25 protein-coding genes are annotated in these 23,474 nt (G+C 66.8%); 15 read left to right on the top strand and 10 right to left on the bottom strand.

All coding sequences use genetic code 11. The features are described from left to right. Positions 1-492, top strand: a 492-nt coding sequence (locus tag MUB46_RS08940; protein WP_261615532.1) for a DUF1176 domain-containing protein, incomplete at its 5' end; no start/stop codon positions are given. A 177-nt stretch (positions 493-669) separates the two neighbouring features. Here MUB46_RS08940 and MUB46_RS08935 read toward each other — a convergent pair. Beyond that, on the bottom strand, positions 670-1,338 hold the full coding sequence (locus MUB46_RS08935; RefSeq protein WP_261615531.1) for an outer membrane protein: 669 nt from the start codon (positions 1,336-1,338) through the stop codon (positions 670-672). A 390-nt stretch (positions 1,339-1,728) separates the two neighbouring features. Between MUB46_RS08935 and MUB46_RS08930 the strand changes: the two genes are divergently transcribed. The 4 genes from MUB46_RS08930 (at position 1,729) to MUB46_RS08915 (ending at position 6,856) form a co-directional block, all read left to right on the top strand. Beyond that, positions 1,729-2,742 (top strand): calcium/sodium antiporter, encoded by a 1,014-nt coding sequence (locus MUB46_RS08930; RefSeq protein ID WP_261615530.1) that lies wholly within the window; start codon positions 1,729-1,731, stop codon positions 2,740-2,742. 43 nt (positions 2,743-2,785) lie between these two features. Further along, entirely contained in the window at positions 2,786-3,544 is a 759-nt protein-coding gene (locus MUB46_RS08925; protein WP_261615529.1) for an SDR family oxidoreductase, read from the top strand. A gap of 46 nt (positions 3,545-3,590) precedes the next feature. Beyond that, positions 3,591-5,603, top strand: coding sequence for an excinuclease ABC subunit UvrC (gene uvrC / locus MUB46_RS08920; protein WP_261615528.1), 2,013 nt, complete (start codon positions 3,591-3,593; stop codon positions 5,601-5,603). A gap of 224 nt (positions 5,604-5,827) precedes the next feature. Continuing rightward, positions 5,828-6,856, top strand: coding sequence for a hypothetical protein (locus MUB46_RS08915; RefSeq protein WP_261615527.1), 1,029 nt, complete (start codon positions 5,828-5,830; stop codon positions 6,854-6,856). Between the two features lie 408 nt (positions 6,857-7,264). Here the strand turns inward: MUB46_RS08915 and MUB46_RS08910 are convergent, their stop codons facing one another. Next, a complete protein-coding gene (locus tag MUB46_RS08910) occupies positions 7,265-8,455 on the bottom strand; it encodes a BaiN/RdsA family NAD(P)/FAD-dependent oxidoreductase (RefSeq protein WP_261615526.1) in 1,191 nt (396 codons plus the stop codon). 218 nt (positions 8,456-8,673) lie between these two features. Here MUB46_RS08910 and pgsA point away from each other — a divergent pair, with 218 nt between their 5' ends. From pgsA to MUB46_RS08890, 4 genes are all read left to right on the top strand, one after another. Then, entirely contained in the window at positions 8,674-9,264 is a 591-nt protein-coding gene (gene pgsA, locus MUB46_RS08905) for a CDP-diacylglycerol--glycerol-3-phosphate 3-phosphatidyltransferase (RefSeq protein ID WP_261615525.1), read from the top strand. 19 nt (positions 9,265-9,283) lie between these two features. Further along, a complete protein-coding gene (gene moaD, locus MUB46_RS08900; RefSeq protein ID WP_261615524.1) occupies positions 9,284-9,535 on the top strand; it encodes a molybdopterin converting factor subunit 1 in 252 nt (83 codons plus the stop codon). Between the two features lie 12 nt (positions 9,536-9,547). After that, the gene (locus MUB46_RS08895) at positions 9,548-10,030 is read left to right on the top strand and encodes a molybdenum cofactor biosynthesis protein MoaE (protein ID WP_261615523.1); all 483 of its coding nucleotides are present in this window, start codon (positions 9,548-9,550) and stop codon (positions 10,028-10,030) included. Positions 10,031-10,214: 184 nt separating this feature from the next. Then, complete coding sequence (locus MUB46_RS08890; protein WP_261615522.1) at positions 10,215-11,465, top strand: multidrug effflux MFS transporter; 1,251 nt, start codon at positions 10,215-10,217, stop codon at positions 11,463-11,465. A 60-nt stretch (positions 11,466-11,525) separates the two neighbouring features. On the opposite strand, the gene MUB46_RS08885 is transcribed toward MUB46_RS08890, so the two are convergent. Beyond that, a complete protein-coding gene (locus MUB46_RS08885; protein ID WP_261615521.1) occupies positions 11,526-12,431 on the bottom strand; it encodes a branched-chain amino acid aminotransferase in 906 nt (301 codons plus the stop codon). Positions 12,432-12,640: 209 nt separating this feature from the next. Between MUB46_RS08885 and MUB46_RS08880 the strand changes: the two genes are divergently transcribed. Genes MUB46_RS08880 through MUB46_RS08870 form a run of 3 tightly spaced genes read left to right on the top strand, consistent with a single transcriptional unit; the run spans position 12,641 to position 15,378 of the window. Next, positions 12,641-13,186 (top strand): MarR family winged helix-turn-helix transcriptional regulator, encoded by a 546-nt coding sequence (locus tag MUB46_RS08880; protein WP_261615520.1) that lies wholly within the window; start codon positions 12,641-12,643, stop codon positions 13,184-13,186. A 50-nt stretch (positions 13,187-13,236) separates the two neighbouring features. Beyond that, positions 13,237-13,974 (top strand): response regulator, encoded by a 738-nt coding sequence (locus MUB46_RS08875; RefSeq protein WP_261615519.1) that lies wholly within the window; start codon positions 13,237-13,239, stop codon positions 13,972-13,974. 27 nt (positions 13,975-14,001) lie between these two features. Then, a complete protein-coding gene (locus MUB46_RS08870; protein WP_261615518.1) occupies positions 14,002-15,378 on the top strand; it encodes an ATP-binding protein in 1,377 nt (458 codons plus the stop codon). Here the strand turns inward: MUB46_RS08870 and MUB46_RS08865 are convergent. Beyond that, positions 15,375-16,112 (bottom strand): AraC family transcriptional regulator, encoded by a 738-nt coding sequence (locus MUB46_RS08865; RefSeq protein WP_261615517.1) that lies wholly within the window; start codon positions 16,110-16,112, stop codon positions 15,375-15,377. The two genes, MUB46_RS08870 and MUB46_RS08865, sit on opposite strands and share 4 nt — an antisense overlap. Before the next feature lie 98 nt (positions 16,113-16,210). Here MUB46_RS08865 and MUB46_RS08860 point away from each other — a divergent pair, with 98 nt between their 5' ends. Continuing rightward, on the top strand, positions 16,211-17,404 hold the full coding sequence (locus MUB46_RS08860; protein ID WP_261615516.1) for an MFS transporter: 1,194 nt from the start codon (positions 16,211-16,213) through the stop codon (positions 17,402-17,404). Between the two features lie 7 nt (positions 17,405-17,411). On the opposite strand, the gene MUB46_RS08855 is transcribed toward MUB46_RS08860, so the two are convergent. From MUB46_RS08855 to MUB46_RS08830, 6 genes are all read right to left on the bottom strand, one after another. Continuing rightward, positions 17,412-17,762: a tRNA-binding protein gene (locus tag MUB46_RS08855; RefSeq protein WP_261615515.1), complete on the bottom strand. Its 351-nt coding sequence runs from the start codon at positions 17,760-17,762 to the stop codon at positions 17,412-17,414. A 53-nt stretch (positions 17,763-17,815) separates the two neighbouring features. Next, positions 17,816-18,535 (bottom strand): TetR/AcrR family transcriptional regulator, encoded by a 720-nt coding sequence (locus MUB46_RS08850; protein ID WP_261615514.1) that lies wholly within the window; start codon positions 18,533-18,535, stop codon positions 17,816-17,818. A gap of 70 nt (positions 18,536-18,605) precedes the next feature. Further along, positions 18,606-19,424, bottom strand: a complete 819-nt coding sequence (gene proC, locus MUB46_RS08845; RefSeq protein WP_261615513.1) for a pyrroline-5-carboxylate reductase — start codon at positions 19,422-19,424, stop codon at positions 18,606-18,608. Further along, positions 19,421-19,921: a type III secretion system chaperone family protein gene (locus MUB46_RS08840; RefSeq protein WP_261615512.1), complete on the bottom strand. Its 501-nt coding sequence runs from the start codon at positions 19,919-19,921 to the stop codon at positions 19,421-19,423. Before MUB46_RS08840 ends, proC begins: the two co-directional genes overlap by 4 nt. A gap of 285 nt (positions 19,922-20,206) precedes the next feature. Beyond that, entirely contained in the window at positions 20,207-20,557 is a 351-nt protein-coding gene (locus tag MUB46_RS08835) for an accessory factor UbiK family protein (protein WP_261615556.1), read from the bottom strand. A 188-nt stretch (positions 20,558-20,745) separates the two neighbouring features. Beyond that, positions 20,746-20,958: a cold-shock protein gene (locus MUB46_RS08830; RefSeq protein WP_261615511.1), complete on the bottom strand. Its 213-nt coding sequence runs from the start codon at positions 20,956-20,958 to the stop codon at positions 20,746-20,748. A 447-nt stretch (positions 20,959-21,405) separates the two neighbouring features. Here MUB46_RS08830 and lgt point away from each other — a divergent pair, with 447 nt between their 5' ends. Together lgt and MUB46_RS08820 are read left to right on the top strand one after the other, a co-directional pair. Beyond that, complete coding sequence (gene lgt, locus MUB46_RS08825; RefSeq protein WP_261615510.1) at positions 21,406-22,230, top strand: prolipoprotein diacylglyceryl transferase; 825 nt, start codon at positions 21,406-21,408, stop codon at positions 22,228-22,230. Continuing rightward, complete coding sequence (locus MUB46_RS08820) at positions 22,227-23,306, top strand: class I SAM-dependent methyltransferase (protein ID WP_261615509.1); 1,080 nt, start codon at positions 22,227-22,229, stop codon at positions 23,304-23,306. The genes lgt and MUB46_RS08820 overlap by 4 nt, the downstream gene beginning before the upstream one ends. The last annotated feature ends 168 nt before the right edge of the window (positions 23,307-23,474 follow it).

Genomic DNA, 23,474 nt, shown 5'->3' with positions numbered 1-23,474 from the left:
GGCCTGAGCTCGGCCATCGACGGCGGCCAGGGCCAGCGCGGCCTGCCCAACAACGTGCTCGCCCAGCACTACGGCGTGCACGGCTGCGAAGACCTCGACAGCCCGCTGATGGCGCGGACCGAGGCCCTCACCGTGCGCCTGTCCGATACCGCCGTTCTCTATGGCGTGCCCTGCACCGCGACCGGCGGCCGCGTGGCCTCGCGGCTCTATCTGGTCGAAACCGGCGAGATCGGCGGCATCGCGAGCCTGTCCTTCGCCCGTTACAGCACGGCCTGGGGCTGGACCGGAACGGACACGCTGATCGACGTCAGCTTCGGCGACGGCGAGCTGACAAGCGTCACCGCCGGCCGCGACGTCGACGGCTGCGGCCATGCCGCCCGCTGGCGCTGGCGCGACATCGCCTTCGCGTTGATCGAATACCGCTATCGGGAAACCTGCACCGGATCGGACGATCCGAAGACGTGGCCGGTGGTATTCGCCCTGGATCAATGAACACGACGGCACGGCATGCGCGGGAGCCGCTGCATGGACCCCGGATAACGTCCGGGTCTCAGCGCCCGTTGTGTGTTCGCTGCCGTGCCGACCGCCGCGGACTCGTGCCCCGGACCTGATCCGGGGCCCATGCGGAATTCCCGGCAGACGCCGGCCCGCCTACTTGAACTTGCCCGCCTACTTGAACTTGTAGGTGACGCCGGCGCGCACGGTGTGGCTGTCGAACTCGGTGGAGAACGGCGTACCCCCGAGCGTGCCGCTCGCCTTGCCGAGATCGGTATAGAGATATTCGCCGCGCACGGTGAAATTGTCGGTAATCGCCGCCTCGATGCCCGCGCCGATGGTCCAGCCGACCTTCGTGTCGCTGAACGAGGCCGCCGGTGCCGACAGCGAGACGTCGCCGACGGCGAGGCCGCCGGTGCCGTAGAACATGTAGCGGTCGACCGCGTAGCCGGCCCGCCCGCGCAGGGTGGCGAACCAGTCGCTGTCCGCGGTGAAGGGCACGCCGGCGATGACGCCGGTATCGTCGCCGAGCTTGAAATTGATGTCCGCCTCGACGCCATAGACGAACGGACCGTTCTGGAAGTTCACGCCGGTGAAGGCGCCCGCCGCGAAGCCGCTGGGGTCGAACGTCGTTCGGACGGGAGGCGTGCCGATCAGGGCATCGAATTCGTCCCAGCTCACGCCGGCGGACAGGCCGGCATAGACGCCGGACCAGTCGTAGACCACCGGCGCGGCGGGCGTGAACAGCATGTCGTCGGAGGCCTGCGCGTAGGAGGTCGCGCCCACTGCGGCGACAGCCTGTGCGGCAACAAATAGCGCGGAGACGATTGCGCGGGACGGCATTACGCGTAACTCCAAATCAAGCCGGCAACGGCCGGCCGTACGGTCTCGCCCCCTGTTCTCGGCTCCCCTGTCGTCGGCGTCCCTCTCCTCGACGCCTCATCACCGGATCCCGACCCGAACCCGATCGGCAATCACCTGTAGTTCGGGTCGCTGAAAATTCTGTTCATTTGTAGGCAAAATCCGGCTGAGCCACGAGAGGTTCCATTAATTTTTGGCAATCTTTCGCCCGTTTTGGCGGTTTGCCCGCGCATGCGCGACGCCGCGCCGTCCGACCGGGACCGGCGAGGCACGGCACAGTGGCCTTTCGGTTCACCGGGCTTTTCCTATATGGCTGTTGCGTCCTTTTTTCGCCGCAGCCCCGCTGCCCCGCCCCCGCAGACGAGTCTTTCCGTGACCGCCTACCTCCTCCTTGTCCTCGGTCTGGTGGTCCTGCTCTTCGCCGGCGACCTGCTGGTGCGCGGCGCCGTCGCGATCGCCGTCGGGCTCGGCATTCCGCCGCTGATCATCGGCCTCACCATCGTCGCCTTCGGCACCTCGGCACCGGAACTGGTGATCTCCCTCGACGCGGCCCTGTCGAACGCGCCGGGCATCGCGCTCGGCAACGTGGTCGGCTCCAACATCGCCAACATCCTGCTGGTGCTCGGTCTGCCCTCCATCGTCTACGCCACGCACTGCGACCAGCCCGGCCTCCTGCGCAACACCGTCTTCATGCTGTTCGCGACCGTCGTGTTCATCGCGCTCGCCTTCACCACGCCGCTGCATCTGTGGCAGGGCGCGATCCTGCTCACGCTGCTGATCGCGTTCCTCTGGGACTCAGGCGTGCGGGCGCGCCGCGCCGCCAACGGCGCACGAAGCGCCCCTGCCCCCACCGGCGACGGCGACGGCGCGGCCACTGCCGAGGTCGCGGCCGCGGTCGCCGCCGCCCCGTCCGGCAAGCGGCTGGTTTCCGCCGCCATGGTGATCGCCGGCCTGATCGGCCTGCCGCTCGGATCCCATTTCGCCGTCACCGGCGCCCGCGAGATCGCGCTTGCCTGGGGCATGTCGAATGCCGCCGTCGGGCTGACGGTCGTCGCCATCGGCACCTCGCTGCCCGAACTCGCCGCGACCATGATGGCGGCGCTCAGGCGCGAGAGCGCGATCGCAGTGGGCAACGTCATCGGCTCCAACATCTTCAACCTCCTGTCGATCATGGGGCTGACCGCGCTGGCGGCCGCGGTGCCGGTCGCGCCGGTCATCCTGCAGGTCGATCTGTGGGTGATGCTGGCCTCCTCGCTGGCGGTCCTGCCGTTCGTCTATTGGCGCCTCCGCATCGGCCGTCTCGCCGGGATGGCTTTCCTTGCCGTCTACGTCGCCTATGTGGTCATGGTGGTCGCCCATCGATCCGCCGGTCTCGCGGCCTCGTAACGAGCGACGACGGCGCGGGCGGCATTTTCAGGCAGGACAGGCAATGACAGGGAAAACCGTTCTGGTCACCGGCGCGGCCAAGCGCATCGGGCGGGCGATCGCCCTGGACCTGGCGGAGAACGGCTATGCCGTCGCCATCCACTACCACCACTCCGCCGAAGACGCCCGCGGGCTGGCCGGCGATATCGTCGCCGAAGGCGGCCGCGCCACCATGGTCTCCGGCGACCTCGCCGATCCCGCTGTGCCCGAACGCCTGATCGCCGACGCCGCCGCCGCGCTCGGCCCGGTCACCGCGCTCGTCAACAACGCCTCGCTCTTCGAGCCCGACGACCCGGCCACCGTGACCGCCGAGCACTGGGACCTGCAGCTCGACGTCAACCTGCGCGCGCCGGTGCTGCTCGCCCGGCATTTCGCCGCCGCCCTGCCCTCCGGCAAGACCGGCGCGATCGTCAACCTGATCGACCAGCGGGTGCTGAAGCCCACGCCGATGTTCTTCTCCTACGCGGTATCGAAGGAGGCGCTGTGGTCGGCGACGCGCATGCTCGCGCAGGGGCTTGCCCCCACCATCCGGGTCAACGCCGTCGCGCCCGGCCCTACGCTGCCCAACGTGCGCCAGAGCATGGACGATTTCCACCGCCAGCAGGACGCCGTCCTGCTGCATCGCGGGCCGACCGTCATGGAGATCGCCGAGGCGACCCGTTTCCTGCTTGAATCGCCCTCGGTGACGGGCCAGATGCTGGTCGTCGACGGCGGCCAGCACCTTGCCTGGGAAACCCCGGACGTCGTAGGCATCAAAGAATAGGCGCCTTTCCCCGGATGGGCCGGGGCGACGCGTCCGGCGATACTCCATGAGCGCGGACACCAACCAGCCCGACACGACCGAGACGACCGACACCACCGAGACGCCGGCCCGCACCGGGCCTTCGGTGATCGCGGCCATGGTCAGGCGCCTGCCGAACGGCCCCGGCGTCTACCGCATGCTCGACCGCAAGGGCGACGTGCTCTACGTCGGCAAGGCGCGCAGCCTGAAGAAGCGCGTCGGAAACTACGCCCGCATCGGCGGCCAGACCCAGCGCATCGCCCGCATGATCGCCGAGACCGCGGCGATGGAATTCGTCTCCACCCAGACGGAGACCGAGGCGCTGCTGCTGGAAGCCAACCTGATCAAGCGCCTGCGCCCGCGCTACAACGTGCTGCTGCGCGACGACAAGTCGTTCCCCTACATCCTGATCACCCGCGACCACCCCGCCCCGCAGATCGTCAAGCATCGCGGCGCCCGGAACCGCAAGGGCGACTATTTCGGCCCCTTCGCCTCGGCCGGCGCGGTCGGGCGCACGATCAACGCCCTGCAGCGCGCGTTCCTGCTCAGGTCGTGCTCGGATTCCGTCTACGAGAGCCGGACGCGGCCCTGCCTGCTCTATCAGATCAAGCGTTGCGCGGCGCCCTGCACGGCCGAGATCTCGCTCGAGGACTATGCCGTTCTGGTCAAGGAGGCCGAGGCTTTCCTGTCGGGCAAGAGCCGGGCGGTGCGCGAGGACCTGGCGCACCAGATGGAGGCGGCCGCCGAGCGCCTCGAGTTCGAGACCGCCGCCGTCTACCGCGACCGCCTCGCCGCGCTGTCCCACGTCCAGGCGCACCAGGGCATCAACCCGCAGACCGTCGACGAGGCCGACGTCTTCGCCGTGCACCAGGACGGCGGCCAGACCTGCATCCAGGTGTTCTTCTTCCGCACCGGCCAGAACTGGGGCAACCGCGCCTACTTCCCGCGCGCCGACAAGTCGCTCGACGCCGCCGAGGTGCTCGGCGCCTTCATCGCCCAGTTCTACGACGACAAGCCGGTGCCGCGCCTGATCCTCCTGTCCGACGAGATCGAGGAGATGGCACTGCTGTGCGAGGCGCTGTCGCTCAACGCCGGGCACAAGGTCGAGGTCGCGGTGCCCAAGCGCGGCGAGAAGCGCGAGCTGGTCGAGCACGCGCTGTCGAACGCGAAGGAGGCGCTCGGTCGCCGCCTCGCCGAAAGCGCCTCGCAGGCCCGCCTGCTCGCCGGCGTCGCCGAGGCCTTCGGCCTCGACGATGCCCCGCGCCGTGTCGAGGTCTACGACAACTCCCACATCATGGGCACCAACGCGGTCGGCGGCATGGTCGTCGCCGGGCCGGAAGGCTTCGAGAAGGGCCAGTACCGCAAGTTCAACATCAAGGGCGCCGACCTGACGCCGGGCGACGACTACGCCATGATGCGCGAGGTCCTGACCCGGCGCTTCAAGCGGCTGTTGAAGGAAACCGGCCGCGCACCGGGCGGTGGGGACGCCCCCGACCAGGCCGCCCCCCCTCATCCCGAAGACGGCGCGGATGCGCCCGTCTCGACGGATGATCCGGGTATCCTCGACGTCGTCGAGGACGACGACTCTCCCTGGCCCGATCTGGTGCTGATCGACGGTGGCCAGGGCCAGCTGTCCGCCGCCCGCGCGGTGATGGCCGAACTCGGGCTGGAGGACGTTCCGCTGGTCGCCATCGCCAAGGGTCTCGACCGCGATGCCGGCCGCGAGGAGTTCCACATCCCAGGCCGCCAGCCCTTCCGCCTCGCCCCGCGCGATCCGGTGCTCTACTTCGTCCAGCGCCTGCGCGACGAGGCGCACCGCTTCGCCATCGGCTCTCACCGCGCCCGCCGCAAGAAGGCGCTCGCCGCCAACCCGCTCGACGAGATCCCCGGCATCGGCCCGACCCGCAAGCGCGCGCTGCTACGCCATTTCGGCTCCGCCAAGGCGGTCAGCCGCGCCGGCCTCGCCGACCTCGAGGCAGCGCCGGGCATCAGCGCCCAGATGGCGCGGCAGGTGTACGATTTCTTTCATGAGGGTGAGTGACGGTCGGCAACATCCGGCGCCGACGTTACCCAAGATCAGTTCAATCTACAAAACTGCCGGACCCAGAATCGAGCGTAGTTAAAGCGTACAAGCACGCACGCAATGCAACGCTAGAGAGGTATGAAACCATATCTTGAAATTAAGCGGCTCAACCCCTCATAATTGTCCTGCAATAATTTAAGGCACCTAGGCTAGGCCACCTAATTTGAATTACGGGGCGCACCATGACCGAAAAGAAACAAGAAGCTGAAGCAGCTTTATCTAGAGTACAAAAATTCGATGTTCAATCGCTTCCACAAACCGAGAGACTTGGAGAGTCGCTTAATTTTTCAGACGTCGTAGAGCCAACCAAGAAAGTAATACAGCTATTCAAGCAGATACCAACAAGCATTCTATCTGACTTCCCAGACAATAAATTAGATATAATATTGAAACAATCTAATTCTTTTTACAATACACTTGAAGAAATCGCAAACTGGTCGATTGAAAATGTTGGAGACGGGAACGCAATAAATAATAGAAATAGTCTAATTTCGCGCGTAACTAGCTTCTACCAAGGGGCATTTGATCAATTATCTCCGATCATCGCATATGCCGCAAGCCGGACTACTGATTTGAATCGCCTTGAAACAGAAGCCCGCGCTTCCGTACAATCAATACGAGATAACACCAACCAACTAATAGAGGACATCACGAGCCAGTCTGAACAGGCCCAAAATTTACTGGAAGAAATACGAAAAGTTGCGGCTGAACAAGGCGTATCTCAAGAAGCGATATACTTCTCCAACGAAGCCAATGAACACGATTCTGAAGCAAAAAAATGGCGATTTTGGACGCTAGTCTTTGCTGCTACAATAGCGAGTTATGCCATTGCCGCAGTATTTGTGCACAAGTGGCCTCTCTTAACACCCAACAACGTATACGAAACCATACAACTCTCAATAAGTAAAATTATTATATTTTCAGCGCTAGGGTATCTTCTTATACTTTTCAGCAGGAATTTTATGGCCCACACCCACAATAAAATACTGAATAAACATAGACAGAATTCACTTATGACATACAAAACCCTAGCTAACGCAGCAGGCAACCAAGAAAATAGAGATGTGGTTTTGCTGTGCGCAGCAGAGTGCATATTCTCTCCACGTGATACTGGCTACACAAAGAGCCCCGGAGAGCAATCAACGAGCAGCTCACCATCTATTGTAAACCTTTTATCGAGGAGTATTTACACTGAAGAAACAAAAAGTTAACAAGAATCTCAGCCATTTAATTCGATTTTTCGCAGTCCTCTAAATTGCCGGACCACCGCCCGCGCCACGGGAATGACCACCGTGGCCATGGATACCCGGGACAAGCCCGGGCATGACAGAAAGAGCAAGGGGCGAGGCCGTGCCGTCCGTTACCCCTCTCCCCTTGCAGGAGAGGGGTTGCGGCGCGGATGCGCCGCGGCGCAAAACCCGCTGAGCCGGAGCCAAACACCGGGCCATGCCTCGAACACACCCCGTCATGCCCGCGCCAGCCGGCATCCGGCAACCGCCGAACGTTCGGTTCCGTGGACCGGCTGCCGCACGGGGGACTGGTTCGTCCGCCTGCGCAGCGGATGAGGACATGGAGCGTTTTGCACCGCCCTGCCCGATCCCAAAAACCCGGCGCCGCCCCTACGCCGCCTGCCCCGCGACCCAGCCCGACGACCAGGCCCATTGGAAATTGTAGCCGCCGAGCCAGCCGGTGACGTCGACCACCTCGCCAATGAAGAACAGCCCCGGAACGGCGCGCGCGGCCATCGTCTTCTGGTCGAGGTCGCGCGTGTCGACGCCGCCGACGGTCACTTCCGCCGTGCGATAGCCTTCCGACCCGACCGGCTTCACCGTCCAGGCGTTCACGCCTGCGCCGACCCGCCGCAGCACCGCGTCGGAGCAGTCGGCGAGATTGCCCCCCGGGCCCGTCCGGACGCCGGCCAGCTCGCAGACCGTCTGGGCAAGCCGCTTCGGCAGAAGCTCGCCGAGCGCCGTCGACACGGCCCGCCGCCCGGCCTGCGCCCGCGCGGCCTTCAGCGCCCCGAACGCGTCGGTGCCCGGCAGCATGTCGATCGTGATCGCCTCGCCCTCGCGCCAGTAGGACGAGATCTGCAGGATCGCCGGCCCGCTCAGGCCCCGGTGGGTGAACAGCACGGCTTCCGCGAAGCGCGTCTTGCCGCAGGCGACCACCGCGTCGACGGAGATGCCGGCGAGCGGCTTCAGCCGATCCAGCAAGCCGGCCTCGAAGGTGAGCGGCACGAGGCCCGGCCGGGTCTCGGTGATCCGCAGGCCGAACCGGCGGGCGACGTCGTAGCCGAAGCCGCTCGCACCCATCTTCGGGATCGACTTGCCGCCCGTGGCGATCACCACCGAGGAACAGGCGATCGGTCCTTCCGTCGTCGTGACCATGAAGCCGTCGCCGGCCTTCTCGATGTCGTTGACGCTGGTGGACAGCCGCACCTGCGCCCCGGCCCGCGCCATCTCGGCCTTGAGCATGTCGATGATCTGTCGGGCCGATCCGTCGCAGAAGAGCTGTCCCAGCGTCTTCTCGTGCCAGGCGATGCCGTGTTGCTCGATCAGCTTGATGAAGTCGTGCTGGGTGTAACGGCTCAGCGCCGATTTACAGAAATGCGGGTTCTGCGACAGGAAGGCCTTCGGGCCCGCGCCGAGATTGGTGAAATTGCAGCGCCCGCCGCCGGAGATGCGGATCTTATCACCGGGCGTGTCGTTATGTTCGATCACGCGCACCGAGCGGCCGCGCCGGCCCGCTTGATAAGCGCACATCATGCCCGCCGCGCCGGCGCCGATGATCAGGACGTCCACGTGTTCCATGCCGGCGGTGTGGCCGTTGCCGGCCGCCCCGTCAATGGCGAAGTCGGGGTCCGAGCGCCCGGGACAAGTAGAGGGGGCACGTTGCGGGCGGCCGCGTTAACCGCCGCGACAGTCGGCCCCCTTCCGCTTTCGCCGGAACGCTATAGTTCTGTCACACGGATACCCTAGAAGCGCATCGAACCCATTGACGCGCGGGGATTCCCATGGTGACTGAAAGCATGACGAGTTCGTCGACCCACGCGCGGGGCCATGCGACATCCCTGCCGAATATCCTGACCTACGGCCGCATCGCCGCGGTGCCGGCGATGGTCGCCTGTTTCTATCTGGAGGGCCATCTGGCGAACTGGCTGGCACTGACGGTCTTCATCGCCGCCTCCATCACCGATTTCCTCGACGGCTATCTCGCCCGCGCCTGGCAGCAGCAGTCCGCGCTCGGCCGCATGCTCGATCCGATCGCCGACAAGCTGCTGGTCGCCGCCGCCCTGATGATGCTGGTCGATGCCGGCACCATCGGCGGCTGGTCGCTGCTCGCCGCCATCATCATCCTGAGCCGCGAGATCCTCGTTTCCGGCCTGCGCGAATTCCTCGCCGAACTGCGCGTGTCCGTGCCGGTCACGACGCTGGCCAAGTGGAAGACGACCATGCAGATGGTGGCCATCGGCTTCCTGCTCGCCGGCCCCGCCGGCGACGCCGTCATCCCCGGCGTCAGCCTCGTCGGCCTGACGCTGCTCTGGCTCTCGGCGATTTTGACCCTTTATACTGGTTGGGACTACTTCCGCGCCGGCATCCGCCACGCGATGGAAGAGTAGAAGCAACGAGGTACAGGGTTTGAAAGCTCTCTATTTCGCATGGATCCGCGAGCGCACCGGCCTCGCCGAGGAAGTGATCGAGCCGCCGGCGACCGTGAAGACGGCCGGTGACCTGATCGACTGGCTGAAGGGCCGCGGCGAGGAGTTCGAATACGCCTTCGGCGACGAGCATGTGGTGCGCATCGCCATCGACCGCGCCCACGTCCAGCGCGACGCGCCGATCGAGGGCGCCCGCGAGATCGCCTTCTTCCCGCCGATGACCGGCGGCTGACCGGGGCCTGACATGGCCGACAAGCCGATCATCGACGTGCGCGTCCAGGCCGGGCCGTTCGATGCGGCGGGCGAGGCCAAGCGGCTCGCCGCCCTCGCCGATGTCGGCGCCGTCGTCACCTTCACCGGCATCTGCCGGTCCGACGGCGGCAGGCTGAAGGGCCTCGAGCTCGAGCACTACCCCGGCATGGCCGAGGAAGAGATCGCCCGCGTCGCCGGCGAAGCCGCGCGCCGCTGGCCGATCGCCGGCGCCGTCGCGATCCATCGCCACGGCGTCATCGCGGCCGGCGACGACATCGTCCTGGTGGTGACGGCCTCGGCCCACCGCGCCGCCGCCTTTGCCGCCGCCGAGTTCCTGATGGATTGGCTCAAGACCCGCGCACCGTTCTGGAAGCGCGAGATCTTCGCCGACGGCAGCGCCGGCGACTGGGTGGAAGCCAGGGCCGCGGACGACCACGCAGCCGACCGTTGGCACCTCGACAAGGCCGCCGAGTAGCGCCCGCCCCCGGCCGCCGCCGCCCAGCTCCCCGTCCGGAAGGGCAAGGCAGGGCAGACATGCGCCATCGACGGTTGTTTGCGGGCGCGTTCTCGCGTTCAGTAATCAGTTCGAACCATCATCCTTCCGTGCGTCCGGACCGGCGTACGGCATCCCGCAACATGACATCGATCGACACGCCCACATGACACCACGCGCCGCCGGCAGCGCCAACGCGCTCTCGCTCCCCTTTGCAGAGTTCGTGGCGATCATCGCGATGCTGATGGCGCTCACCGCGGTCGCCGTCGACATCATGCTGCCGGCCCTGCCGATGATCGCCGACGACCTCGCCGTCGCCGACCCCAACGACCGGCAGCTGATGATAACCGCCTACATGCTCGGCTTCGCGGCGGCCATGCCGGTCTACGGCCCGCTGTCCGACCGGTTCGGGCGCAAGCTGATCCTCACCGTCGGCCTCGGCATCTTCGTGCTGGCGTCGCTGGGCACGCTGCTGGCCGACTCGTTTTCCTCGATGCTGCTGCTGCGGGCCCTGCAGGGCATCGGCTCGGCGTCGCCGCGCATCGTCGGGATCGCGGTCGTGCGCGACAAGTTCGAGGGCCGGGACATGGCCCGCGTCATGTCCTTCGTCATGATCGTCTTCATTATCCTGCCGATGCTGGCCCCGGCCATGGGCAGCGGCATCCTGGCGCTGGGCGGCTGGCACCTGATCTTCGTCGCCCTGCTGCTGTTCAGCCTGGCGATCGCCGTCTGGGTGCAGGTCCGGCTTCCCGAGACGCGACCGCCGGAGGAGCGCGCGCCCCTGTCGCTGCGGTGGCTGGGCCATGCGCTCTACCGGACGATCTCGAACCGCGAGACGTTTGGCTACACCATCGCCATCGCCTTCATCTTCGGGCCGCTGCTGGCCTACATCAATTCTGCGCAGCAGATTTTCGTCGAGTCCTTCGAGATCGGCGAACTGTTCCCGCTGTTTTTCGCGATGATCTCGGGGTCGCTGGCCGTTGCCGCGTTTCTGAACGGCCGGCTGGTCATCCGCATCGGCATGCGGCCACTCTCGCATGCCGCGCTCCTCGGCTTCGTCGTCGTCGCCGCCGTGCATCTTGCCGTCGTGTTGATCTACGGCCGCGAACCGTCGATCTGGCTGTTCTGCGCCTTCCTGGCCGCCAACTTCTTCTGTTTCGGCATGATGATGCCCAACTTCAACGCCATGGCGATGGAGCCACTCGGCAACATAGCCGGCGTGGCCGCCTCCTTCGTCGGCGCGATCACGACGGCCGGCGCGACGGTCTTCGGCTGGTACGTCGGCCATCTCTACGACGGAACCGTCGTGCCGCTGCTCTCGGGCTTTCTCGTTCTCGGTACCCTGGCGCTGATCACGGTTCTGATCACCGAGCGCGGGCGCCTGTTCAAGCCGCATCACGCAGCGCCGGCCGAATGAAAAACGGCGCGGATCCCTTGAGGAACCCGCGCCGTCCGGACTAGCCGTTTCGCAAATCGGTCAGCGGGCAGCCGCCATCTGTTTGGTCGGCTGCTTCGGCTGAACTTCCTCGCTGTAGTCGTTCATCAGCGTCAGCGTGATGTTGCCGGGGGTGAAGGTGTAGGGCCCGATCTCGGAGACCGGTGTCACTTCCGCCGCCGTGCCGCAGATGAAGCACTCCTCGAACCCTTCCATCTCTTCCGGCTTGATGTGCCGCTCGACCAGCTCGTAGCCGCGCCGCTTGGCCAGATCGATGACGGTGCGCCGGGTGATGCCGTCGAGGAAGCAGTCCGGCGTCGGCGTGTGCAGGACCCCGTCCTTGACGAAGAAGACGTTGGCGCCGGTCGCCTCGGCCACGTAGCCGCGCCAGTCGAACATCAGCGCGTCGGCGAAGCCCTTCTTCTCGGCCTTGTGCTTGGAGATCGTGCAGATCATGTAGAGGCCCGCAGCCTTCGACTTGCACGGCGCGGTGCGCGGATCGGGACGCCGGAACTCGGCGATGTCGAGCCGGATGCCCTTGGCCCGCTGCGCCGGATCGAAATAGGACGGCCACTCCCACACGGCGATCGCCAGGTGGATCATGTTGTGCTGCGCCGAAACGCCCATCATCTCGCTGCCGCGCCAGGCGACCGGACGGACATAGGCGTCGGAATACCCCTGCTCGCGCAGCACGGCGTTGCAGGCCTCATTGATCTCCTCGACCGAATACGGGATCTCGAAATCCAGCAGACGGGCCGACTCGTGCAGCCGGCGGGTATGCTCGTCGAGCTTGAAGATCTCGCCGCCATAGGCCCGCTCGCCCTCGAATACGGCGCTCGCATAGTGCAGCCCGTGGCTGAGAACATGCAGATTTGCGTCCGTCCACGGCACCATGCGGCCGTCATACCAGATGACGCCCTCACGCTGATCGAAGGGAAGAGACGACATGACTTAACTCCTTGGCGTTACCCGATTGCGCCCCAATCCCTTGGCGGGCGGCATGGGCTTTGCGTGTTGATGCGACAATCGGTATCTTCCGCCTGAACAGGCCAGTCAATAGCGGGTGCGCTATCGTTTAGCCTTGAACGGCGACCGCGGCGATCGATTATTTCGCGTACGGTGGCTTATCCGTAACAATCGAAAAAAAATATGTCAATATGGCTGACGTAAATTTCAGTCGCCTCGCGGCGGAAAAGGACCGGCAGGCGGAAAGCGGGGCGGAGACGCCCGACACCAGTCTGTTCGACCTGGTCGAACTGCTGTTCTTCGCCTATCGCGATTTCATCAGCGACCCGGACGCGATCCTCAACGAGTACGACTTCGGCCGCGCCCATCACCGGGTGCTGCATTTCGTCAACCGCAACCCGGGCCTGAGCGTCGCCGAACTCCTGGATATCCTCAAGATCACCAAGCAGAGTCTCGGGCGGGTATTGAAGCAGCTTGTCGACGAGGGATTCGTGTACCAGCAGGAAGGCCCCTCCGACCGCCGCCAGCGTCTGCTGTTCCCGACCGACCGCGGCCGCGCGCTGGCGCTGCGGCTCGCCTCGCCCCAGTTCGCGCGATTCGCCACCGCGATCGCGGCGACGAGCGAGGCCGACGCCGATGCGACACGGCGATTCCTGATGGCCATGGTCAATCCGCGCGAGCGCGACAAGGTCGCAGCCTTGTTGAAGGGCAACCAGGGCTCGCGGCAGAATGACTGAACCAACGCATCCGCCAACCGGAACGCGGGGGCGACCGGAGGTCCGCTGACATGATAGCTGGCGACACGACGAGTGACCGCGCAACCGCCGCCAAGGGCCGCGCGACGGTGCCGGAAGACACCGCGCCGCACCTGCTGGTGGTCGACGACGACCGCCGCATCCGTACGCTGCTGTCGCGCTACCTGGTGGAGAACGGCTACCGGGTCACGACCGCCGACACGGCCGCGGAGGCACGGCGGCGGCTCAACGGTCTCACCTTCGATCTGATCGTGCTCGACCTGATGATGCCCGGCGAATCCGGCATCGATTTCGCCGCAGACCTGCGGACCTCCTCCGATGTGCCGATACTGATGCTGACGGCCCGGTCCGAGCTCGAGCATCGCATCCAGGGCCTGGAAGCCGGCGCGGACGACTACCTGGCCAAACCTTTCGAGCCGCGCGAACTGTTGTTGCGTATCGCCTCGATCCTGCGCCGCCAGTCGCGCGGCCAGCCGGTCGAGGAGACGGTGTGCTTCGGCCCGTTCTCCTTCCATCTCGGCCGCGGCGAACTGAAATGCGGCGACGAGATCGTCCGGCTGACCGAACGCGAGCGCGATCTCCTGCGCATCTTCGCCACGCAGCCGGGCGAGACGGTGTCGCGGATCGACCTGGCCGCCAGCGCCAATGGCAGCGAGCGCGCCGTCGACGTCCAGATCAATCGCCTGCGCCGCAAGATCGAGACCGATCCCGGCAACCCGATACACCTGCAGACCGTCCGCGGCATCGGCTACCGGCTGCAGATCGACTGATCGCGACAGAGCGTCCCCGGAGCCGTAATGGCATCGATCGCCGACATCACCCGTCCTGCCCGCGCCGGCCGCAACATCTGGCGCTGGTTCTGGCGTGGCGTGGCCAGCCTGATGCCGAAGGGCCTGTTCGCCCGGTCGCTGCTGATCATCATCCTGCCGATCGTCATCCTGCAGGCCGTCGTCGCCTTCGTATTCATGGAGCGACACTGGCAACAGGTCACCGCGCGCCTGTCCGAGGCGGTGACGCAGGAGATCAAGGCGATCATCACCGTCTACGAGAATTTCCCGCGGGACGCCGACAACCAGACACTGGTGCGCCTCGCCGCCGACGACTTCGGCCTGTCGATCTCGTTCCTGCCGCCCGACCCGCTTCCCCCGGCCGGCCCCAAGCCGTTCTTCTCTCTGCTCGACCGGACGCTGAGCGAGGAGATCACCCGTCAGATCGGCCGGCCCTTCTGGATCGACACCGTCGGCAAGTCCAATCTCGTCGAGATCCGCATCAAGCTGGACGATGCGGTGCTGCGCGTGTTCGCCCGGCGCAGCCAGGCCTACGCCTCGAACTCGCATATCTTCATCGTCTGGATGGTCGGCGCCTCGCTCGTGCTGCTTGCCGTCGCGGTGGCCTTCCTGCGCAACCAGATCCGGCCGATCCTGCGGCTTGCCGAGGCCGCCGAGACCTTCGGCAAGGGCCGCGACGTCGAGGATTTCCGTCCGCGCGGCGCCCGTGAGGTCCGCCAGGCCGCCCTCGCCTTCCTCGAGATGAAACGGCGCATCGAGCGCCAGATCGAACAGCGCACAACGATGCTGGCCGGCGTCAGTCACGACCTGCGGACGATCCTGACCCGCTTCAAGCTGGAGCTCGCCCTGCTCGGCGACTCGCCCGAGATCGAGATGATGACGGCCGATGTCGACGAGATGCAGCACATGCTCGAGGAATACATGGCATTCGCCCGCGGCGATTCCGGCGAACAATCGGAACCCGTCGACGTGCCCGCCCTGCTCGAGACGCTGAAGTCGGACGCCGAGCGGTCCGGCCACAAGGCCACGGTCAGCTATTCCGGCGAGCCGACGGTGACGGCGAAGCCGCAGACCATGAAGCGCGGCCTCGCCAATCTCGTCGACAACGCCTGCCGCTACGGCGACGAGGTCAGGATTTCCGGCGTGCGCGGCGACATGTGGCTGACCGTGATCATCGAGGACAACGGACCCGGCGTTCCCGCGGAGCTGCGCGAGGCAGTGTTCAAGCCGTTCTACCGGCTCGACGACTCGCGCAACCAGGAAAGCGGCGGCACCGGCCTGGGCCTGGCGATCGCCCGCGACGCGGTGCGCAGCCACGGCGGCGACATCACCCTGTCCGACAGCCCGCTGGGCGGCCTGCGCGCGACCGTGCGGCTGCCGGTCTAGGGACCCGCGCCGAAATACCGTCCGGGCGTCACGCCGAACTCGCGCCGGAAGGCGTGGATGAAGGCGCTGGTGCTGTCGTATCCCGCCTCGAGCGCGACGGCCGTCACCGGCTCGCCGGCGGCCAGCCGCTCGATGCCGCCCAGCAGCCGCAGCCGTCGCCGCCACGCTCCGAAGCTCAAGCCAGTATCCGCCGCAAAACGCCGGGCGAAGCTGCGCCGCGCCATGCCGGCCGCCGCCGCCCAGTCGTCGAGGCCGCGCCTATCGGCGGGGTCCTCCATCAGCAGCCCCGCCACGCGGGCGAGCCGCTCGTCGGCCGGTTCCGGCAGGTTGAGCGGCATCACCGGGCCGGTCTTGAGGTCCGCGATCAGCAGCGCCAGCAGGTGCGGCCGGGTGCCGTCGGCCACCGGCCCCTCGACAAGCCGCACGATCAGCTCGCGCATCAGCGCGCTGACGCCCAGCACCGCGAAGCTGGCGACGAACGGCAGGCGCACGCTGTCGGAAATATAGACCGTCCGCATCGCCACCTCGGTCCGGCAGAAGACCTCGTGCGGCTCGCGCGCCGGCATCCACAGCGCGCGTCCCGGCGGCACCACCCAGGTCCCGCCGCGCGCCTTGACCCGCATCGCCCCGCGCTTGGCGAACACGAGCTGGCAGAAGGCGTGGGCGTGCAGCGCGATGACGTGGCCGCGCGGATAGTCGTTGGCCCAGGTCTTGATGTCCGGCAGGTCCGACATTGGCACGAATTCGACACTACCGGACCGGATTGCGCAAGCGGGCAACACGGCCCGGTGCTAGGCTGAGCCAAATTCGCCTGTTTCGCCGAGCGGCCCAGATGAACCGGACCCTGCGCTTCGTCAACATCGCCCACTTTCTGGATCACTACTTCCTGCTGATCTTCCCGACGGCGGTGCTGGCGATCCATCCCACCTGGGACATGAGCTATGGCGAGGCGCTGGCGCTCGGCACCCCGGGGTTCATCGCCTTCGCGCTGTGCACCCCGCTGGCCGGCTGGCTCGGCGACCGTTACGGCGACAAGCCGCTCATGGCCGCCTTCTTCCTCGGCCTCGGCCTTTCCTCGATCGCCACCGGCCTGGCGGCGGGGCCGATAACGCTGGCGCTCGGCCTGACGGGCATCGGCGCCTTCGCCTCGATCTATCATCCCGTCGGCACGGCGATGATCGTGCGGCTCGCCGCCCGGACCGGCCGCGCCCTAGGCGTCAACGGCGTCTACGGCAATCTCGGCGTCGCCGCGGCCGCCGGCGCCACCGGCCTGCTGGCGGGCTATCTCGGCTGGCGCGCGGCGTTCATCGTGCCGGGCGCGCTGACGGTCACGCTCGGGATCGCGTTCGCGTGGCTGCCGGCGGTCGTGCTGGACGCCGATGGCGCCGGGGGCCCGAAATCGGTCGAGGCGACAAATGGCGACCGGCTCCGCGTGCTGGCCGTCGTGTTCGTCGCCAGCCTGTTCGGCGGCATCGCCTTCAACGGCGTCACCGTCGCCCTGCCGAAGATCTTCGAGGAACGCCTGTCCGGCGGGCTCGATGGCGCGTCCGGCGTCGCGGCGATCGGCGCCTATGCCTCGCTGGTCTTCGCGCTCGCCGCCTTCACGCAGCTTCCGGTCGGCCGCCTGCTCGACCGGATCGGCGCCAAGCCGATCATGTTTTCGCTGACCGGGCTGCAGGCCGTCCTGTTCTTCGTTCTGGCGCAGGTCGACGGCGCTCTCGCCGTTCTGGTTTCGGTGCCGCTGATGCTGGCGGTCTTCGGCGAGATCCCGGTCGGCGCCTGGCTGATCGGCCACTACGTGGCGCCGGCCTGGCGCTCGCGGGTCTACTCGATCCAGTTCCTGCTGACGCTCGGCGTCAGCTCCGGCATCGTGCCGATGATCGCGGTGCTGCACGAGCGCACCGGCTCGTCGACGGCCCTGCTGATGCTGCTGGGCGGCGCGATGGCCGTGGTCTTCGCGATGGCGCTGCTGCTGCCCGGCGGCATGCGCGCGCCGCGCGCCGCGCCGCAACCGGCCGGGGAGTGAGGCCGGGTCAGTACAGCCGGCCGCCGTTGGGCACCAGACGCCCGGGCCGGATCAGCACCACCTCGCCGTCCTCGTCGGGAAAGCCGAGGGTGAGCACCTCCGACATGAACTTGCCGATCTGGCGCGGCGGGAAGTTGACGACGGCGGCCACCTGCTCGCCGAGAATGCTCTCGGGCGTGTAGTGCCTGGTGATCTGCGCCGAGGTCTTCTTGGTGCCGATCTCCGGCCCGAAGTCGATCCACAGCTTGATCGCCGGCTTGCGCGCTTCGGGAAACGGCTCGGCCTGCACGACGGTGCCGACACGGATGTCGACCTTGAGAAAGTCGTCGAATGCGATGAAGTCTGCGGCATCGGTCATGGTCGTCACCTCCAGGCGAGGCGCCTAGCACGGTCCGTGCCGCAGCGGCAAGGTCAGATGCCGCCGCCGTATTCCTCGCCCGGCTCCGGATCCGCGTCGTAGCGGCGCCGCCGACGGCGACGGCCGCGGCGCACCCGGTCGATGGCGTCGGCGAAGCTCGCCAGCCCCTCGAGCCGGCGCATCCAGCGCCCGCCCTCCGTCAGCCTGCGGTCGAGCTCGACCATGGTGCGCGCCATGCCCGGGTCGTCGTCCTTCAGCCAGACCCGCAAGGTCCGCCCGAAGGCGACGGCGAGCCCCTGCGCGCCGACCATGCCGAGCCGCCCGCTCGTGTCGATGCCCGCGGCCTCGAGCATCCACACCATCGACCGCACCGCGATGGGGTTCATGGCGATCAGGTCGCCGGGCCGCCGCTCGAAGCTGCCGGCGATCGACCGCACCGCCTCCTTGTAGGGCATCAGCGCATCGAAGCGCGTCATCAGCACGTCGAACAGCCGCTCGCGGGCCGGCTCGTCGGAGAGCTCGGGATCGAGCGCGTCGAGCACCGCCTGGTCGATGCGCCGGATGAAGGCGGCGAGGATGGCGATCTTGCCGTCGAAGGCGGCACGAAGCGCCGACAGCGACACGCCCGCCCGCGCGGCGATATCGGTGAGCCGAACCTCGTCCCAGGGCTGCTCGGCGGCAAGCCCGAGCGCCGCGTCGACGATGTCGTCCGGCGTCTTCGCCGTCTGGGTTTTCGCCGGCTGGGGTTTCGCTTTCGTGGTCTTCCGGGCCATCGGCACCTCCGGCACGGAAAGATAGGCTATGCGCGCGGACACGCAAGGCGGCGATGCGCCGCGACCGGCTTTAACCCGCCAGTTCCTTGCCGCGCTTCGTGGCGGCGGCAACCGCGTCGCTCATCAGCTCTCCCAGCCCCGCCTCGCCCATCAGGACCCGCAACGCGGCTTCCGTGGTGCCGCCCGGCGAGGTGACGTTCTTGCGAAGCGTCGCGGGATCGAGATCGGAGCGGTGCAGCAGCTCGCCGGCCCCGGACACGGTGACGCGGGCAAGTTGCATGGCGAGGTCGGCCGACAGCCCCGCCTTCACGCCGGCCTCGGCCAGGCATTCGGCGAGCAGGAACACGTAGGCGGGTCCGGAGCCCGATACCGCCGTCACTGCGTCCATCAACGCCTCGTCATCGATCCAGGCGACTTCGCCGCAAGCCTCCAGCAGCGACGTTGCCGCCGCGCGCTGTCCGGCGTCGACATCGCCATTGGCCACGCACACGGTGATGCCGCGTCCGATCGCGGCCGGCGTGTTCGGGATCGTGCGGATGATCGGCTGGCCGGACGGGAAATGCCGGGCGAGATTGGCGATGGTCTTGCCGGCGGCCACCGACACCACGGCACAAGCCCCGGGGATGCGCGCCGCGACGCCGGCGAGCACGTCGTCCATCACCTGCGGCTTCACCGCGATCACCGCGATCTGCGGCGGCGTGGTCGAACTGACCGGATTGAGATGAAACCCCTTGCCCGCGGCAAGCGCCGACAGCTCGGCGGAGGGAACGGGATCGAGCACCGTCAGATTGGCCGGCGGCAGGCCGCGCTCGAGCCAGCCTTCCAGCATCGCCCCGCCCATCTTCCCGGCCCCGACGAGCAGGACGGGGCCGAACGTTTCGAGGCTCACGCGTGCCCCGCGATCTCGAACAGGGCGGATTCGATCGCCTCATTGGCGGTTTTGCCGGCCCAGACGACGAACTGATAGGCCTGGAAGTAGCGCTCGCAGGTGTCGACCGCGGCATCCAGCAGCGCCTCGCACTGGCGCGGGCTCGTCTCGGTTCCCACCAGCGGCAGCGCGTGGCGGAAAATCACCACGCCTTCCTGCGCCCACAGGTCGAAATGTCCGATCCAGAGCTGCTCGTTGATGCGCGCCATCAGGTCCATCACCTCGCGCCGGCGCGCGTCGGGAACCTTCAGATCGAAGGCGCAGGCAAGATGCAGCGCCTCCAGATCGTCCATCCAGGTGAAGGAGATGTGATAGTCGGTCCAGTTGCCGGTGACCGAAATGGTAATCTCGTGATCGCCCGACCGGTCGAAGGACCAGTCGTTGAGCGCCGCGATCTGCTCTATCGTATCGACGGGGTTGATCAGGCGTTCGGTGCCGTAATCGACGACGAGTGTCATGGCCTGTCCTCTCGGTCGTTGGGCGTGGGCGGAGCAACCGGACCGGCTGCCATCGGTCCGGGAGAAACAAAAACGGGCCGGCAAAGGCCGGCCTGGTGATCGGGCAAAGAGGCTTGTTCCGGGGCCACTTCCCGTCGGGCGTATCGTCGCGGCACAGAGGCGAATCGCGGCATAGGGCCAATATATCGTGGCCAGAACAGGGTCGGCTACTTGTTATGGATGTTTTCCGTTAACGCTCTGTTAACGATGGCGCCATAGACCCGTCGCGAATTGTGCCAACCCGCCTCACTCCTTGGTTTTCGCTGCGGGCGATTTTCTTGTTGATGCCGGTTTGCGCGCCGTCGTCTTCCGGGGGGCGGCCTTCTTCGGCGCCGCCGCCGGTGTCTCGATGCCGGCCGCACTCTCCAGCGCGGCGATACGGCTCTTCAGCGCCTCGTTTTCCTCGCGCGCCTTGGTTGCCATCGCCTTGACGGCTTCGAACTCCTCGCGCTGGACCACGTCGAGGTCCCGCAGCACCTTCTCGGCCTGGGTGCGCACGACGGTCTCCACTTCCGAGCGAACGCCCTTGGCGACGCCCGCCGCGTCGGTCATGAAACGCGCGAACTCGTCGAGGATGCGATTGCTGGACTGCACCATGCTGGTTTCGAGCGCCATGCGCCCGACTCCCTGTTGTCGATTCGCTCTACAGACAATGGGCACACCGATGCCGGAGTTCAAGACGACGGCCGAAGCCCGGCTAATACGTCTTGAGTTGCGCCCATCAACGCGAACGCCGCCGGATTACTCCGGCGGCGCTGCGGTATTTCTTTGATCGCTGGAAGCGATTAGGCCAGCTCGATGCCGACGGCCTGGGGCCCACGACCGCGCCGATCTTCCTCGATTTCGAAGCTCACCTTGGTGCCTTCGTCGAGGGCCGGCAGACCGGAACGCTCGAGTGCAGTGATGTGCACGAAGACGTCCTTGCCGCCCTCGTCCGGCGTGATGAACCCGAAGCCGCGCGAATGATTGAAGAACTTCACGGTGCCATTTTGGCGCATGGGAAACTCCTGTCCCGAATTCCGTCGAATTCAAACCAAAGACCCGGGCCGCGACGTCCGGCCCGACAATCTCAGACATTCGGGATAGGTAACCATTCACCCCCCTAGGAGGACAGTCCTGACCGAAATCCTGAGGGTACGCCCCACCGCGGGCCGTACCGGCGTATGTCGTATGGCAGCGCAATGCGGCATCCGCAAGGCATGTCCCAAAACGAAAGTTACGAACTTCTTTCGTTGGCTGCGGATTTTTTACGCAGAGGCAAACGGGAAACGCATGCACCGCTCCGGCCGACAGGCGCTGTTTGCCCGATCGCTTTCCCGCAGGGTGCCGTGGATCTCCCGCCCATGCCCTTGCCTCGCCGTGCGCGCGCCCCTAAAGCTCAGGCACCCGTTTGATCGCGCTCGGCCGGGCCCGAAGCCCGGCGCAACAAGCCGCCGGAGGCCCAGATGTCCTTATTCGTCCTGCCCTTTCCGGCGATCGATCCCATTGCCATCGAGCTCGGTCCCTTCGCCATCCGCTGGTACGCGCTCTCCTATGTTGCCGGCATCCTGTTTGCCTGGTGGTACATGCTCCGCCTGGTCTCCAACGCGCGTCTTTGGGGCGGCACCTCGCCACTGGAGAAGCGCGACGTCGACGACCTCATCCTGTGGATCACCCTCGGCGTCGTCCTCGGCGGCCGCCTCGGCTACGTGCTGTTCTACAACCCGGCCTATTTCATCGCCCATCCTGCCGAGATCCTGCAGGTATGGGCCGGCGGCATGTCGTTCCACGGCGGCTTTCTCGGCGTCGTGCTCGCGGTGCTGGTCTTCGCGTGGTGGCGCGGCCGCCCAGTCTCGGCGATGGCCGACATCTCGGCGGCGGCGACGCCCATCGGCCTGATGCTCGGCCGCATCGCCAATTTCATCAACGGCGAGCTCTGGGGCCGGCCGGCCGACGTGCCCTGGGCGATGGTATTCCCGCTCGCCGGCCCCGAGCCGCGCCACCCCAGCCAGCTCTACCAGGCGCTGATGGAAGGGCTGATCCTGTTCCTGGTGCTCCGGATTCTGACCCATCGCTTCGAGAGCCTGAACCGCCCGTGGCTGACGACCGGCACCTTCCTGGCCGGCTACGGCATCGCCCGCATCATCGGCGAGCAGTTCCGCATGCCCGACGCCCATATCGGCTTCCTGTGGGGCGGGCTCACGATGGGCATGCTCCTGTCCCTGCCGATGGTGCTGATCGGCCTCGCCATCATCGCCTTCGCCCTGATGCGGCCCAAGCGCACGGCATGAACGCGCTCGAGGCGCTCATCCGCGCGGAGATCGCGAAAGCCGGCCCGCTGCCGCTGGAGCGCTACATGGCGCTCTGCCTCGGCCATCCCGAACACGGCTACTACATGGCGAAGCCGGCGATCGGCGCCGCCGGCGACTTCACCACCGCCCCCGAGGTGAGCCAGATGTTCGGCGAGATCGTCGGCGCGGTGCTTGCCCACGGCTGGCAGGCGATGGGTTCGCCCGCCCCCGTCCGGCTGGTAGAGCTGGGACCGGGCCGGGCGACGCTGATGCTCGACATGCTGCGCACCTTCAAGGTGCTGCCCGCGTTAATCGAGGCCGTCGACATCCATCTGGTCGAGACCAGCCCGCGCCTGCGCGCCGCCCAGGCGTATCGCCTGAACGAAGCCGGGGTCTCCGCCACCTGGCACGATTCGATCGACACGGTGCCTGCCGGACCGATGCTGCTGGTCGCCAACGAGTTCTTCGACGCCCTGCCGATCCGTCAGCGCGTCATGCGCGGCGGCGAATGGCGCGACGTGATGGTCGCCATCGGCCCCGGCGACAAGCTCGCCTTCGTCGACGGTCCCGCCGTTCCCGCCGAAGACATTCCTGACGGCCTGCGCGACGCCGCCGAGGGAACGGTCCTGGAGGACTGCCCCGCCGCCAGCGACATCGCCGGCAGGATCGGCGCACGGCTCGCGACCGATCCCGGCCTCGCCCTGATCGTCGACTACGGCTATCGCGAGCCCGCCCACGGCGACAGCCTGCAGGCCCTGCGCGGCAAGACGTTCGCCGACCCGCTGGACGCCCCCGGCGAGGCCGACCTGACCGCCCATGTCGACTTCGCCGCGCTCGCAAAAGCCGCGACGGCGACGGGTGCGGCCGCCTTCGGGCCGATCACCCAGGGCTCGTTCCTGTCCGCGCTCGGCATCGGCCTGCGCGCCGAGCGGCTGCGCGCGTCGGGCGCCGCGGCCCAAGACCTCACGCTCGCGCTCGAGCGCCTCACCGGCGCCGGCGCCATGGGCACCCTGTTCAAGGTGCTGGCCCTCGCCTCGCCGGGAATGGCGCCGCCGCCACCATACGAGGATCGGTGATCCGCTCCCCCCGCAGGAAAAATGACAGGAAACACGTCAGGACGTGCCGGGCGTTTGACACGCCCCCGGCTTCGCGCCACCGTCCCTGCCGTACCGGAACGCCATGACCGCGCCGCATTCGACAGCAACATCGCGGCCCCTGAAGATCGACGCCCCTGAAGATCGCCC

The organism is Microbaculum marinisediminis, from assembly GCF_025397915.1.
Lineage (GTDB): Bacteria > Pseudomonadota > Alphaproteobacteria > Rhizobiales > Tepidamorphaceae > Microbaculum > Microbaculum marinisediminis.
Note: the sequence above shows the minus strand (reverse complement) of the source record. Positions and strands in the feature narration are given on the sequence as shown.